This is a genomic window from Nitrospira sp. (genome assembly GCA_030653545.1).
GTDB lineage: Bacteria > Nitrospirota > Nitrospiria > Nitrospirales > Nitrospiraceae > Nitrospira_D.
The window spans coordinates 39,349-53,617 of the sequence record JAURZE010000006.1; the positions used below are offsets into that span (position 1 = coordinate 39,349).

General features: G+C 60.4%; 15 protein-coding genes. 9 read left to right on the plus strand and 6 right to left on the minus strand.

Annotation, left to right across the window (positions count from 1 at the left end; translation table 11 throughout):
- Positions 1 to 14 precede the first annotated feature (14 nt).
- The 7 genes from Q7U39_02025 to Q7U39_02055 all read left to right on the plus strand — a co-directional run bounded on the left by Q7U39_02025 (position 15) and on the right by Q7U39_02055 (position 7,045).
- Positions 15 to 560, plus strand: a complete 546-nt coding sequence (locus Q7U39_02025; protein MDO9116709.1) for a hypothetical protein — start codon at positions 15 to 17, stop codon at positions 558 to 560.
- Complete coding sequence (locus tag Q7U39_02030; protein ID MDO9116710.1) at positions 557 to 1,204, plus strand: HAD-IA family hydrolase; 648 nt, start codon at positions 557 to 559, stop codon at positions 1,202 to 1,204. The genes Q7U39_02025 and Q7U39_02030 overlap by 4 nt, the downstream gene beginning before the upstream one ends.
- Entirely contained in the window at positions 1,201 to 2,790 is a 1,590-nt protein-coding gene (locus Q7U39_02035) for a pitrilysin family protein (GenBank protein ID MDO9116711.1), read from the plus strand. Before Q7U39_02030 ends, Q7U39_02035 begins: the two co-directional genes overlap by 4 nt.
- Positions 2,787 to 4,256 carry a pitrilysin family protein gene (locus Q7U39_02040; GenBank protein ID MDO9116712.1) on the plus strand — a complete coding sequence of 490 codons (1,470 nt, stop codon included), beginning with the start codon at positions 2,787 to 2,789 and terminating at the stop codon, positions 4,254 to 4,256. The genes Q7U39_02035 and Q7U39_02040 overlap by 4 nt, the downstream gene beginning before the upstream one ends.
- A 174-nt stretch (positions 4,257 to 4,430) precedes the next feature.
- The gene (locus Q7U39_02045; protein MDO9116713.1) at positions 4,431 to 5,273 is read left to right on the plus strand and encodes an MBL fold metallo-hydrolase; all 843 of its coding nucleotides are present in this window, start codon (positions 4,431 to 4,433) and stop codon (positions 5,271 to 5,273) included.
- An 8-nt stretch (positions 5,274 to 5,281) separates the two neighbouring features.
- Positions 5,282 to 6,208 (plus strand): site-2 protease family protein, encoded by a 927-nt coding sequence (locus tag Q7U39_02050; GenBank protein ID MDO9116714.1) that lies wholly within the window; start codon positions 5,282 to 5,284, stop codon positions 6,206 to 6,208.
- Between the two features lie 288 nt (positions 6,209 to 6,496).
- Entirely contained in the window at positions 6,497 to 7,045 is a 549-nt protein-coding gene (locus Q7U39_02055; protein MDO9116715.1) for a hypothetical protein, read from the plus strand.
- Positions 7,046 to 7,094: 49 nt separating this feature from the next.
- Here the strand turns inward: Q7U39_02055 and Q7U39_02060 are convergent, their stop codons facing one another.
- Positions 7,095 to 7,694 carry an acetate uptake transporter gene (locus tag Q7U39_02060; GenBank protein MDO9116716.1) on the minus strand — a complete coding sequence of 200 codons (600 nt, stop codon included), beginning with the start codon at positions 7,692 to 7,694 and terminating at the stop codon, positions 7,095 to 7,097.
- Between the two features lie 155 nt (positions 7,695 to 7,849).
- Here Q7U39_02060 and Q7U39_02065 point away from each other — a divergent pair, with 155 nt between their 5' ends.
- Positions 7,850 to 8,335 (plus strand): DUF1566 domain-containing protein, encoded by a 486-nt coding sequence (locus tag Q7U39_02065; GenBank protein ID MDO9116717.1) that lies wholly within the window; start codon positions 7,850 to 7,852, stop codon positions 8,333 to 8,335.
- Between the two features lie 13 nt (positions 8,336 to 8,348).
- Entirely contained in the window at positions 8,349 to 9,518 is a 1,170-nt protein-coding gene (locus tag Q7U39_02070; GenBank protein ID MDO9116718.1) for an outer membrane beta-barrel protein, read from the plus strand.
- Here Q7U39_02070 and Q7U39_02075 read toward each other — a convergent pair.
- From Q7U39_02075 to Q7U39_02095, 5 genes are all read right to left on the minus strand, one after another.
- Positions 9,510 to 10,265 (minus strand): hypothetical protein, encoded by a 756-nt coding sequence (locus Q7U39_02075; GenBank protein ID MDO9116719.1) that lies wholly within the window; start codon positions 10,263 to 10,265, stop codon positions 9,510 to 9,512. The two genes, Q7U39_02070 and Q7U39_02075, sit on opposite strands and share 9 nt — an antisense overlap.
- Positions 10,262 to 11,191: an NAD(P)-dependent oxidoreductase gene (locus Q7U39_02080; protein MDO9116720.1), complete on the minus strand. Its 930-nt coding sequence runs from the start codon at positions 11,189 to 11,191 to the stop codon at positions 10,262 to 10,264. The genes Q7U39_02075 and Q7U39_02080 overlap by 4 nt, the downstream gene beginning before the upstream one ends.
- A gap of 19 nt (positions 11,192 to 11,210) precedes the next feature.
- Positions 11,211 to 12,980 (minus strand): DUF2207 domain-containing protein, encoded by a 1,770-nt coding sequence (locus tag Q7U39_02085; GenBank protein ID MDO9116721.1) that lies wholly within the window; start codon positions 12,978 to 12,980, stop codon positions 11,211 to 11,213.
- A 32-nt stretch (positions 12,981 to 13,012) separates the two neighbouring features.
- Entirely contained in the window at positions 13,013 to 13,576 is a 564-nt protein-coding gene (locus Q7U39_02090) for a LemA family protein (GenBank protein MDO9116722.1), read from the minus strand.
- 132 nt (positions 13,577 to 13,708) lie between these two features.
- Positions 13,709 to 14,176 carry a hypothetical protein gene (locus tag Q7U39_02095; GenBank protein ID MDO9116723.1) on the minus strand — a complete coding sequence of 156 codons (468 nt, stop codon included), beginning with the start codon at positions 14,174 to 14,176 and terminating at the stop codon, positions 13,709 to 13,711.
- Between the last annotated feature and the right edge of the window lie 93 nt (positions 14,177 to 14,269).

Genomic DNA, 14,269 nt, shown 5'->3' on the forward strand with positions numbered 1-14,269 from the left:
AGGAACGCCCGCCCATGCGACGGTCATTTGTACTCATCGCTCTGCTTGTCCTGCTGGGCGGTCCCGTGCTGGCGCTTGCCCAAAGTGGATCGCTTGATCAATCTCCGACCGCCGTCGTGAAGCGCTATGTGACGCTTGACAAGAAGGGCGCCCGCATGGACGCCATGTCGTTCGAAACGCTGGTGCCCTACATTGACTGGAAGGAGGAGCCTCTCTGGGGTCGCATCGTGGTGATTCAAGACGTCATGGTGCCGGAGGATTATCGGAAATGGGAAGTGGTGAACCAGCTCGAAGTGGTGATTCCGGTCACCTTTACGGTGCTTGGCTCGGTGTATTTGGAAACGGCGGCGTTTGTGCCTGAGGCTATCGCCGAGGAAGTCCGGTTTCGCGTGAAGGCCGTTCGAAGCAAGTGGCGGATCGTGGAGCCGATGATTCCTCCGCATATCGGGCTAAAGCGGATGATCGACCTGGTGCGTGACGCAGAAGTCAAAGAAACCGATGCCGAGAAGCGCGGCATCCTGGCGGCTTTGGGAGAGACATTGCGAAAGGTCAAACCATGACGAAGACCCCGGTTGATTTGTTGATTTTTGATTTGGACGGCACGTTGATCGAGTCGAAGTGGGACATCGCCCATTCGGTCAACCTCACGCTGGTCGAGTTGGGGCTGCCGGAACGGCCGCTTGAAGAAATTTTCGGATTCGTCGGCGACGGGGTCAAGAAACTCCTGCGGCTGGCCGTCGGCGAGAGCAACCGGGTGAGTTTCGACGAGGCCCTCGCCGTCTTTCGCGGGCACTATCTCGAACATTGTCTGGACCGCACGGTCTTCTTTCCGGGGATCGAGCCGATGTTGCAGCACTTCTCCGACAAGCACAAGGCCGTGGCGACGAATAAATCGATCGAATACACGCGCGTCATTCTCAACGGGTTGGGCGCGGGGCATTTCCCCTGGGTCGTCGGGGGAGACAACGGGTTTGGCCTGAAACCGGAGCCTGGTATGCTGTTGCATCTGCTTGAGCAGGTGAAGGTCCCTAAGGAGCGAGCCGTTTTGGTGGGCGACAGTACCAACGACATCAACGGCGGGCACAACGCCGGCATTCGGGTCTGCGCCGTCGGCTATGGAATGGGGAATCGGGAGAAGATGGCGGCGTGCGAGCCCGATTGGTTCATCGAACGACCGGAACAACTGATGGAGATCTTTACATGATTGCAGAATTGCTTCACGGATCACGTGACGCGTCACGCGTCACGGCGTTGTGCCTCGGGCTGGTCGTCAGCCTGACGCTGTACCTCGTTCCAGCGGTGGCAGAGGGCCCGAGTCTTGCCGATCGGGTGATCGAACACAAACTGGCGAACGGCCTGACCGTGCTGATGGTCGAGCGCCATCAAACGCCGGTGGTCTCGGTCAACATCACGTTCGCGGTGGGCGGGGTGAATGAGCAGGTCGGCCAGACCGGCTTGGCTCACCTGTATGAGCATATGGCGTTCAAGGGGACGCGGACCGTCGGGACGAAGGACTATGACAAAGAGAAGCTGACGCTCGACGAGCTGTCTCGCGTGGGGACCCTCCTCGATCAACGGCAGCGCGAGTTGGCCAAGAAGGGCGCTGCGGTGACGCCGGGGGAGCAGGCCGCGCTTGATACCTTGCAGAAACAGGTCACGGACCTGCAAGCGCAAGCGGGCCAGTATGTGGTCGGCAACGAAATGGCCTTGCTCTATCAGCGCCACGGCGGTGTGGGGCTCAATGCCTCCACCGGGAAAGATCTCACCCGCTATACGATCAGCCTCCCGGCCAACCGGTTGCCGGTCTGGGCGGCCATCGAAGCCGACCGGATGGCGAATCCGGTCCTCCGCGAATTCTACAAAGAGCGCGGCGTGGTGATGGAAGAACGCCGCCTGCGCAACGACGACAGTCCGAACGGACTCCTCTTCGAAACCTTTACCTCGGCGGCCTTTCGGGCGCATCCCTATGGCGTGCCGACCATTGGATGGGGATCGGACATTCTGTCGCTGACTCCGGCAGCGACCGAGGCCTTCTTCAAAACCTACTATGGGCCGAACAACGCGACGATCGCCCTCGTGGGGGATATCAATCCGAAAGAGGTCATTGCCTTGATCGAGGGGACGTTCGGGAAGATTCCGGCCGCGAGCGCCACGCCCGAGATCGTGACGGTGGAGCCGGAGCAGCGGGGCGAGCGCCGCGTCGAGGTCGAGTTCGATGCCGAACCGATCGTGGCGATCGGGTATCACAAGCCGGGCCTGGGCCATCCGGACGACGATGTCTTCGATGTGATCGATGAAATTCTGACCGACGGGCTGACGTCCCGTCTGCAGACTACCATCGTCAGGGAGAAACGGCTGGCCGGGTCCGTCGGGTCCGATGCCAACTACCCCGGCGTGCGCGCCCCGAATCTCTTCATCCTGACCGCCACGCCGCTGGCGCCTCATACGACGGGGGAGGTGGAGACGGCGATCTATGCGGAATTGGAACGGCTCAAGACCGAACCGGTGCCGGCGAAAGAACTACAGAAGATCGTCAACAATATCGACGCGGACCTCGTGCGGGCCCTGCGCTCGAACAGCGGGCTCGCATCGCAGCTGGCGCTGTTTCAGACGGTGGCGGGTGATTGGCGGCATGTCTTGAAATCCCGCGACCGGATCGCCGCGGTCACGCCGGCCGATATTCAGCGGGTTGCCAGGCAGTATTTCACCAAGTCCAACCGAACCGTAGGCACGCTCGTCAAGCATGCGCGCGAGAAGAATCTGACGGCAGGGAATGAGGTGGCACGATGAGGCAGGTGAAGGGGAAGCGGGTAAGGGTGGGCGGGATCGCAGTGGTCGGCCTGTTCAGCGTATTCATGCTGTCACTCACTGTGACGGCTTGCGCGGGAGGGCCGACGCTCAGCGACCCGCGCACCATGACGTTCAAGCCGGTGGAGTTTATCCCGCCGGAGCCGAATCGCGTGGTGCTCGACAACGGCATGGTCGTGTATCTCCTCGAAGATCATGAGCTGCCGCTCATTACGGTGACGGCCACGATGAAAACCGGCACCTGGCTTGATCCGGCAGATAAGATCGGCCTCGCGGCACTCACGGGCGCCCTCATGCGGACGGGCGGCGGCGGCGGGCTCACGCCGGAACAAGTGGATGAAGAATTAGAGCACTTCGCAGGGGATGTCAGTGTGTCGATCGGGCACGAGTCCGGGTCTGCGTCGCTCGATGTGCTGAAGAAGGATCTGAAGCGCGGGCTCCAGATTTTCTCCGGTCTGCTCCGGACGCCGGCCTTCGAACCGGCGCGGGTCGAGATTGCGAAGTTGCAGGCGCTTGAGGGCATCCGCCGCCGTCAGGACAATCCCGGCTCCGTGGTGGGGCGAGAGTTCATGAAGTTGTTGTACGGCCCCGACCATCCGTCCGCCCGTGAAACATCCATCGCGTCGGTCACCGGCATTACCCGTGACGATCTCGTGGCCTTTCACCGGAGCACGATCCATCCCAACGGCATCATTTTGGGGGTGACCGGTGATTTCCAGAAAGCGGACATGCTGGCGGCGTTGCGCGAGGTGTTCGGAGATTGGGCCAAGGGAACGGTACCGGAACTGAAGATTGCCGATGTGCCGGACAGTCAGAGCGCAACGCCGGCCATCCGCTTCGTCAATAAAGAGACCTCGCAGACGCATATGCGGGTCGGGCATCTCACGATCCGTGAAAATGATCCGGACTACGTGGCCCTGGCCATCGCCAACGATATCCTGGGAGGGAGTTCTTTCCGGAGCCGGCTCTTCAACGATGTGCGAACGAAACGCGGGCTGGCCTATTCGGTGGGCAGCCGTCTGATGGCGGGCGTGCATGATCAAGGCGTCTGGCTCATGCGGGCGGAGACGAAGCAGGTCTCCACGCAGGAAGTGGTGAGCCGGTTCATCGCCAATATTGAACGGATGCGGACGGAACTGGTCACGGACCAGGAGCTGGCCGAGGCGAAAGAAGCTTATGTGAATTCGTTCGTGTTTTCGTTCAGCAGCCCCTCGGCGATCGTCAGCCGGCTCGTGGAGCTGGAGAACGACGGACTGCCCAAGGACTTTCTTCAGCAGGTACGGGAGAAAGTGGTCAAGCTGACCAAGGAAGACGTGCTGGCAGCGGCGAAGAAGCATCTGCACCCAGACCGATTGAAGATTATCGCCGTCGGTTCCGGCGACATGCTGCCGAAAGTGCTCTCGACCTTCGGAGAAGTGAAAGAGATCAAGCTCTCTCCGGAGGGATGAAGCGGGAGTGGCCGGTGGTGGGGGCGTTCTCTTGCTCGCGCCCCGCGCACGCAAGATGTGACGCTAGGCTGGAACGGGCGGTGCTCGGTGTATGCGGGCCGTAAGAACGCTACCCCACCACCGGCCTTGAGAAGAATTGGGTGAGAAAGTCTGTAGACGGAGTGAGAATTCGATATGCCGCTGGAAGATGAGCTCTGTGACATTCTGAAAAAGTCCCGCATCGGTCAGGGAATATCGGTGGTTGATCTGGCGAAGATGACGGGTTTGCCGGGTGGCGATATCACGGCGCTGGAGCGCGGGGATCGCCCGCGTGATCGCACGGAAGTGCGGGCGTTGGCCCTGGCCTTAGGCTTGCAGGACGAACCGCTCGCGCAGATAGCGATCGAGCAATGGGTGCCGGTTGCCCAGTCATCGCCAGCCTGGCTCAAGACGATTCAAGGATCGATCAACGGCTACGGGGTACAGGGTTACATTCTCCACGACGGAGGCGAGGCGCTGCTGATCGATACGGCCTACAACGCGCCGGCGATGATCGAGTATGTCTCCACGCACCATCTTCGGCTGGTCGGGATTTGTTTGACGCACGGCCATACGGATCATGCCGATGGCACCGAACAGATTCTCCAGTCCCATCCGGCACCGGTCTATCTGGGAGCCGAGGACGTCGAGCTGCTCAGCTGGCGGCCGCCTCAGGCGCAGTTGAGGACGCCGGTTCACGGGCAGACCATTGCTGTCGGCCGTCTGGCGGTTCAGTGCTTGATGACGCCGGGTCATACGCCAGGCGGAATCTGCTACCGGGTGGATGATGCACAGATGCCGGTGTGTTTTGTGGGCGATACGTTGTTTGCGGGATCGATCGGCCGCTCGAATCCCAGTACGCTCTATCGGATCCATCTGGCTTCCGTCCGGGCCACCGTGCTTGGCCTCCCGCCGGAGTATCGGTTGTTGCCGGGCCATGGCCCCGCGACGACCGTCGAAGAAGAAGTGGCTCATAACCCTTTCTACGCATCCGCCTAGGAGCGCGCATGAACGGCGACCAGCAGGATGTGGACGCCGACGATGCCGACGAATTCGAAGAATCGACATTTTCGCGCTACCTCCTTCCGATCGTCTTGTTCTGCCTGACGATCTTTACCACGCTGTGGGCGGGTGCCTATCAAGACCATCCCAATCTGTTTCACCCGTTTCGCGGAGCCTGGGAGTTGCTTACCGAGCGGCCGGGTGAACTGGTCAACGGGATTCCCTTTGCGGCCACGCTGCTCCTGATTCTCGTCACCCATGAGCTGGCACACTATGTCTACTCGAAGCGGCATCGTGTTCCGGCGTCGCTTCCGTTGTTCATTCCAGGGTTGCCGCTGTTAGTGGGAACCTTTGGGGCGATCATTCGTGTGCGTGGTCAAATTGTGGAGCGGAAGGCCCTCTTCGATATCGGGATCTCTGGGCCATTGGCCGGATTTGCCGTGGCGCTTGTGGCGCTTGTAATCGGATTGCACTGGTCGCAGGTGGAGGTGGGGATCAGTTCGGCCAGTCCCTTCTATGTCGGGCGATCCATACTCATTGATTGGTGCATCTCCCTGGTCTTGGGAGATCTACCGAGAGGGGCGAGTGTCAATTTGCATCCGATCGCTGAAGCGGCCTGGTTCGGGCTCTTCGTCACCTGTTTGAATCTGATTCCCATCGGACAACTTGACGGGGGCCATGTCGCCTACGCGCTCTGGGGCGGGAGACAGCGGACGATCGCTTTCTGGGGCATTCCCGTCCTTTTGGTGCTTGGCTATCTCGGCTGGCAAGGGTGGTGGTTGTGGGTGTTCCTTTCGACCCTGCTTGGAGTCGGCCATCCGCCGATCCCGGATCCGACTTCGCCGCTGGGCTCGACGCGAACCTGGCTTGGACGGGCGACCGTCCTGCTCTTCATCCTCATCTTCACACCGTTTCCTATCGTCGTCCGCTGAGGGGGACTCGGGATTGAGCCCCGGCCTCGCGATGGCGATTTACGGCAAATTCTTGTCGGATCGGCCGGTTGGCCCTAGCATGCAGACATGGAGGCGACAGGGGTATCAACGGGCGCATGTCCCAAGTGTCAGGCCGATCGCTCGGAGGACGCAACCGAGTGCGCCCGGTGCGGGATTATTTTCTCCAAGTATCGGGCCCCGGCGCCCCGCCCGTCGACCGCAACTGCCGGATCATCCACCGGGTCCTTATGGTGGCTGACTGCCAAAGACTGGATGATCGAATCCGACATGGCGTCCGATTCTCCGACCTTCTACGGGCGGCTGGCCGTCTACCTGGGGCTTCTCTGGTGGGGACGGATCTTTATCATGACGCCGCTGGAGACCAACTACACCGGCGAGTCGTTTCTCCATCTGATCAACCTGCCGTTTCACGAAGCCGGGCACCTGATCTTTAGTCCGTTCGGTCGCTTCATGATGATTCTCGGCGGAAGCCTTGGCCAAGTGCTGATGCCGATGATCTGCTTGGGTACTTTCCTCATCAAGACGCGCGACCCCTTCGGCGCCTCGGTCGCGCTCTGGTGGACGGCCGAAAGCCTTATGGACGTAGCGCCCTATATCAACGATGCGCGCGACATGGAGCTGATGCTGTTAGGCGGCGTGACCGGCAAAGAAACCGACGGCCACGATTGGAATAATCTGCTGACGATGACAGGTCTGCTGCAGTGGGACCACCGTTTGGCCCATCTTACCTACAACATCGGAATTTTTCTGATGCTCGCGTCTTTCGCCTGGGGTGGGGTCATCCTGGCGCGCCACTATCAGCGACAACGGGAATGAGGAGAGACGTTGTCTCTCCTTCCGCCCCTCCACCGTCTTGCCCGATCAGCTATTTAGCCTTCAGCCTGGATTGATGCAGAAATGGCGGGCCTAGCGGTACGAGCTGATGGCCGGTGAAGGCCTGCGTCAGGCTGGCGACCGCGTGATAGAAGGCCATCAAGCCGACGACGATATGGAGCAGGCCGGGAATGGTTTCGCCGATGAGATCGAGTCGGGCCAACACGGTGGAGGAAAACGTGATGGTGATGATGACATGGAGAATACAGAGTGTGGCGTTGCGATAGGCGGTGAGATAGGTCATCACCAGGGAGAAGGCCGCATACACAAAATTAATTGGGGCAAAGAGCACCATGTCCATATGGAAGGACGTGCCTTCGCTGACCAGTTTGGCAATGGAGACGGTGAGCCAGAAAAACCCGTACATGGTGAGCGCGGTGCCGCCGAGCTGCTCGTGATAGCGAATATCGGTAATGCCCGCCAGGATCTGCACGATCCCGCCGAAGATCAACGCGATGACCAGGGTGCCGACTTTATTGGAATCGGGGATGCCGCCGAGTTGGGCTACGCCCAGCGTCAAGGCTCCGACTGCGAGACCGAACAGGCCGATTGCCAACACGTCGATTCGCCGGTGATGCTCCACATCGCTCATAGACCGCCTCCTTCGATAGATTCAACGTCTGACGATCGCTCCGACCGTTCAAAGCGGCCCCCAGCATGCAACAGGGACTATTGAAAAGACAAGCAGGCTCCGGCAGACTGCTTGTGCCCATGCCAGTGGAGTGCCGGACATTGCGGAGGCCGATCATGACGAAGCACGGACCCGTTTCTGCAAAATTATGGCTTATCGGAGTCGGACTGGCGCTGGCACTTGTGACGAATCAAGGTCTTGCTGAGCAGCGGGAGGCTCGATTTACGCTGGTCCTTAATGGGGCCGCCGTCAAAGACGGCCAGACCGGAATAATCTGGGAGCAGGAGCCGGATCGGGAGCACGATGTGTGGAGCCGTTCGAATGAACGCTGCACCACAAAAACCGTCGGCGGACAATCGGGCTGGCGCGGGCCCACGATCGATGAACTCAAGACCTTGATTGATCATTCCCAACATGACCCGGCCTTACCGGCCGGCCATCCCTTCGCGAATATCCGGTCTGAAATCTATTGGACTGCGACGCCTGATCCGAAAGACGACATCGTGGCCTGGCAGGTCAGTTTTTTCAGCGGCGAACCGGTTACCGACCAAAAGTCCGGCACCAGGCGCATGTGGTGTGTGTTGGACAGGATGAAACCGTAAAGGCATCCGGCGCATGGTCCCTCTCGTACTTGTCCTATGGGCGGTGCTGGTCGTCCTAGGAGGTCAGGCTCTGGCTGACCCGCTGTCTCCCAGCGAGAGCCCTGCTCCCGCTGCCGAGAGCCCGTCGGATTGGCATTACGGCGCCTACGTCGATCTCAGCTACATCGTCAATTTCAACTTTCCCGAGAATCATCTCTGGCGCAGTCGATCTACGGCCTCGCGCCACAATGAACTGGCGCCCAACATGGGGTACGTCTATGTGCGCAAAGATAGCAATGAGGCTTCCCGCTGGGGCATGGAGCTTGGCATTCAGGGAGGATATGACTCGAAAGACTTCGGGTATCTCCAAGGAGAGCGCAAGGTCGATGGGGCCGACACTTGGCGGCATTTGCAGCGGGCCAACGTGGCCTATCTTGCCCCGGTCGGGAACGGCCTCATGGTTACCGCCGGCCTCTTCAACAGTTTGATCGGCTACGAATCGCTCTACGCAAAGGACAATGCAAACTATACCCGGTCATGGATTGCCGACTACTCGCCCTACATGATGTTCGGGGTGAATGCCAAGTATCCCGTCAATGAGCAGTTGACGGTCGCGGCCTTCGTCATCAACGGCTATTTCCACCTCTCCCATCCCAACGATCAGCCGTCCTACGGCGGACAATGGGCGTACAAAATGACGCCGCGGTTGACGGCGACGCAAACCCTCTATTGGGGGCCGGACCAGACCAAGACATCATTCGAATTCTGGCGGCTCTACGGAAACCATATTCTCGAGTGGAAGGGCGACGACTTGACGCTGGCGGTCTCTTACGATATCGGGACCGAACGTATCGCCGGCCAGCCTGGTAGTCCGCGTACCTTCGCTATGGGCGGCAACCTGTTGGCGAAGTGGCACGTGTCCGGTCCCTGGAGCATGGCCGTGCGGCCGGAGTTCTATTGGGATCGCAACGGACGGTGGACCGGGCAAGAGCAGTTCGTGAAAGCGGTCACCTCGACCGTGGAATATAAATTTCTCTACCGGTGGACCAATGCCATCGTCCGGCTCGAGCATCGCTATGATGAGTCGACCGGATCCGGGGGAGGATTTTTTCGCAAGGGAGAGACCAGTCCGGGAACCTTGGGATTGGCTCCCGCGCAACACTTGCTCTTGTTGGGACTGCTCTGGTCATTCGATTCACCGTAGCGGTGAGAGCGCGCCGGACCGTTCGCGTCTGAGTGAGCGCAGGTGCTCGACGAGTCTTGCACCGAGCGCCTCGATAGCCCGGCCTTTTGCCTCTTTCAGTGCGTCTGCATCTTCCACCAGGACCGCGGCTCCGGTGCGCTGGGCCTGACCCTCAGCCGTCTGTTGGTCGAGCAGCTGGTCGGTCCGCAGATCCCAGAGTATGCCGTCGAGGATAACGAGCGCATCGATCACGGTGCCGGGAGCCAGCCAGGCGCCGATCACCGTCGGGTAGAGGAGGGCATAGGCATTGTTACGCCGATCCACCGCGCCGACTCCATCCACGAGCAAGAGCACGTCGATTCCATATCGTGCGGAGGCTTGTCGAAATTCTTGGCGGGTGAGGGTCCGGACGGTCGGTTCTGCAAGGACCACGACCTCGCGAAGGATCTGGTCGCTACGCAATGGAGCGAGACATTGCACCAGCTGGTCTTTCTCTGCACTCAGCCACTCCCCTGAGCGAATCGACTCGCGGGTGGGGAATTCCGTTCGAACAAAGTAGACGCCGAGACGGAACGGTTCTGCGAGGCGGGGCCGATTCTCGATCGCGTCCTTGGTCTCGGTGGCCTTGATCTCACGTGCGCCGACGAAACTCATCCGCTGGAGCAATGTGTCCTGCATCCCGGCCCGGTCAAATTCCGGGCTAGTTGAGCAAGCGGAGAGAGTGATGAGAAGGATAGGAACCAGCCATTGAATGCGGTGAACTCTCATGGAATCCTTCCCGGACGAGTCGATGGCATTACGGTGTGGGACAGTTCCTCCAGCGCGAGCATGAGCGCATGGGTTCCACTCCGGCCATGGCCGAGCGCCTGCACCCGGTGATAGAGCCCACGCACCAATGTCAGCCCGGGCAACGTGAGGTTCATGCGTGTGGCCTCGTCCAGCGCAATGCCCATGTCTTTCACGAAGTGCTCGACGAAGAATCCGGGGTCGAAGTCGCGCTGTAGGATTCTGGGGGCCAGGTTATCCAACGTCCAACAGGCGGCGGCGCCTCCGCGGATCGACTCGAGCATCTGCGTCAGATCAAGTCCCGCCTTGAATCCGTACAGCAAACTTTCACACACTCCCACCATCGTCCCGGCGATCACGATTTGATTGCAGAGCTTCGCATGTTGTCCGGCTCCCGGCCCGCCCTGATAGACCATCTTCTTGCCCAAGCATTCGAAGAGCGGACGCAGGCATTCCACCGTTTCACGATTCCCGCCTGTCATGATGGAGAGGGTCGCGTTTCTGGCACCGACATCCCCGCCTGAGACCGGCGCGTCGATCGCCCGGAGTCCTTTGGCTGACGCGGCGGCCGCGATCTCCCGACTCAAGGTCGGCTCGGTCGTGGTCATATCGATCAGGATTGAGCCAGGTCTGGCTCCCGCCAGAACTCCCTCAGCACCAAAGTAGACTTCCCGTACATCGCGAGGAAATCCGACCATCGTGATGATGACCGTCGATTGTTCGGCGACGCCGCGCGGATGATCCGCCCAGAGCGCCCCGCGGTCAAGAAGCGGTTGAGCCTTGGCCCTCGTGCGGGAAAAGACGGTGAGGGGATAGCCGGCCCGTTGCAAATGGCCGCACATCGAAACACCCATCACGCCGGTGCCGACCCATCCGATACGACTGTGATCCGGAGCAATCTGCTGCATACAGAGGAGGATTGAACCGTTAGAAGCCGCTGCCGCCGCCGCCGCCGAAGCCGCCGCCGGAGGATCCGCCGGACGAGCCGCTGCTTCCACTGCTGCTGAACCCGGAACCGCCCGAACTGCGCGGTGCGGAGGTCATGGCGGTGCCGGCTGCCATGGACAGTTGCGATAAGTTGCCTGTCAGGTTCCGCGGCCTGAATTCGGCAAAGTTGGCTCCTTGATACCAGGTAGGCGGCTGCGTGTAAATGCCGTCGAAGGCGTTAGTCCAGTTGCGTTCCACGCCCAAGGCCATCGCGAACGGGAGGAACTTCTCGAACATCTCGGGCGTTTTGACGAGACGCTCAAACCGATCGGACTCGACGCGGGTCAGGAATTCTTCGAACCCCAGCACTTTCTCCAATGCTCTGGTGCCGCGTAGCGTTCGGGCCGGCATGATCCGGCCGAATCCGACGATGATAAGTCCCGACAGGACACTTGCAGCGGCTCCGGTTTGAAAGGCCAGGCCGATCCGTTCGCTCAACCAGGCGCTTCCGAATACGGCGGCGATGGTTACGGCGATCCCGCCGATCGTGTACGCCTGCTTGACCCGGTCGGGCCGGCGTGCGTAATAACCGCGGGTGACCAGCTGGTCGAACAGTGAGGACCGGATGCCGTCCAGGCGCGTGTAAAATCGATTGGCCAGGTCGGACAACGCCACCGTGTCTGCGTGGTCGTCGGAGAGCAGTCCGGTCGGAAAGATCCCTCTCAGAATCGAGGCCTCGTGGGCTTTTAATCCGTCCCAGGCGGAGGAGGGTTGGAGGCGATGCAAGTGGTATCCGGTGCTCGACCACAATCCGAGGAGCTTGGGCTCTTGCCGTTCTTCAATCCGTACATAGCCCCGAACGGCCAGATCGACCAAGGTGGCGGTGATATCGCGAAGGTCGGGCGAGTCGTCCACCAGGGTGCCGAGCTCGGCGGGGGTCAGATGGTCGGGGGGGGCATAGCTGACGATGATGGGGCGCAGGCGCGGGTCACGGCCGCGGGTGTACCAGAGATACCACATGATGCCGAACACGCCGGCCGGCAAAGCCAATGGCCAGTTGTATCGGAGGAATAGCTGTGTCCGCTGCAGCGATCCCGGTTCGTCGACCAGCCCTTTATCCCATCCCACGACGGCGGTCAGGCCTTCGCGGAATCCCAGCGGCCGCGTCATCTGATAGTGGATTTCTGAACCCTCGACTCGGACGTCGGCCTGCTGCTCGCGCGCGCCGTAGGCGCCGCTGAACGCGAGGGCTTTGACGCCGGTCGCCTTTCCGGGCAGCAACACTCTGGCGGCCGCCGATTCGATCGGCACATCCCATTCGTCGCCGGTCACGTTCCAATAGAGCTCGTCATGGTCTTCGAAATATTTGAGCCCGTTGGCCACTCGATAGGTCAGGATCAGCGTCTTGGTGATGTCTTGTGCGCCGGGAAGCCAGACCTTGAAGCTCCGGTAGTGCCGATCCCGGATGCTGTCGACCTTGAGCGGAACCCGGAGCTCGTCCGTGGCGCTGACCAGGTCCAGCAGCAGGGTGTAATTGAATCCCTGCGGCGTTCGATATTCGACCGGGATATCGCGTTTCAGTCCGTTCCAGGATCCGGCGAAACGCGGGCGGATCGTTTCCGTCACCAGGAGGTCTCCGCTGGGGAGTACCTGAATGTCGGCCTGGAACTGCTCGATGACGAGCGAGCGGGCGTCGGCGAGGGCGCGTCCGTCAGTCAGAAACCACGCGACGAGCAGGAGGCCCAGGCGAATGACGTATCGTGCGCGCATAGGGGAAAGAGCCGTTCGCTCCATCGGTGCAATCAGCGGGAAGCCTGCTCAAAGCTGACTTTCGGCACGGCCCGCTCCGCCGCATCGGCGAGTTCAAAAAACTCCCCTTGCTTGAAGCTGAAGAAGCCGGCGATGAGGTTGGAGGGGAATTCCTGGATCTTCGTGTTCAGGTCGCGCACCACGGCATTGTAGTACCGGCGGGCATTCTGCACGGCTTCTTCGATCTGGTTGAGCGAGGCCTGGAGCTGAGTAAAGCTTTCCACGGCGCGGAGTTGCGGATAGGCTTCGGCCAGCGCAAAGAGTGATTTCAACGATTGGGCGAGCAGACCCTCGGCTTCCGCTTTGGTGGATGGTGTGGCGGCGGCCATGGCACGGTTGCGAGCGGTGATCACGGCTTCGAGCGTCTGCTTCTCGTGCCCCGCATAGCCCTTGACCGTTTCGATCAGGTTAGGAAGAAGATCGTATCGGCGCTTCAACTGCACATCGATGTCGGCCCAGGCATTCTCCGATTGGACTTTCAACCGGACTAGGGAATTGTAGATGCCGATGACCAGCAGCACCAATCCGGCCAGCACCAGCAATAGTATCCAAGCCATGAGTCATCCTCCTCGTTTACGCACGGCAGCGCAGCTCTTGCCCAGCACACAGTCGTAAAACTATATCCGTAAGGGTGTGAGCTGTAAAGCAATCCACCGCTGCTGACCGGTTTAGCGGTCAGAGGGGGAAGGCTATTCGAGGAGGGGAAGAATTCTTGTGGCCACGGCTTGCACGAAGCCTTCTTGCTCGGTCACGACCTTGAGTCCTTGGAAGCTCAAGTAGTAGCCGCCGTGGCTGGGCGCTTGAATGGTGGCGCTCACTTCGACTCGTTGGCCGTCTTCAATCTCCGGGTCACGGATGAGCGGCCTTCCGCAAATGCCGAGCACGGCCATGGACATCACACCGGTGTCGTCCTCCAGCTTGAAGAGATAGGCGCCGTAGCAGACATCAATCTCGTTCGGTAATTTGTACGGATCGAGCGGTTGCACGTCCCGCGCGGTGCCCTGGAGGGTGACCTGCCGCAAATGATAGATCCGGGGTTCTTCGAGGATCTGCTGGATGGGAATCGGCTCCTCCGCCAGGAGGATTGTCGGAAGCCCCATGATGACGAGAACTGTGGCGGTGCTGAGCAGGAGGAGGAATGGCGTGTACGATCGCATGGCGCGGGCATTCTACCATTGTTTACTCATGAAGAGCCCCGCTCCCCGCTTTCGCTTCACGCCGTAGGCCGCTATAATCCGCGCCCAGAACAT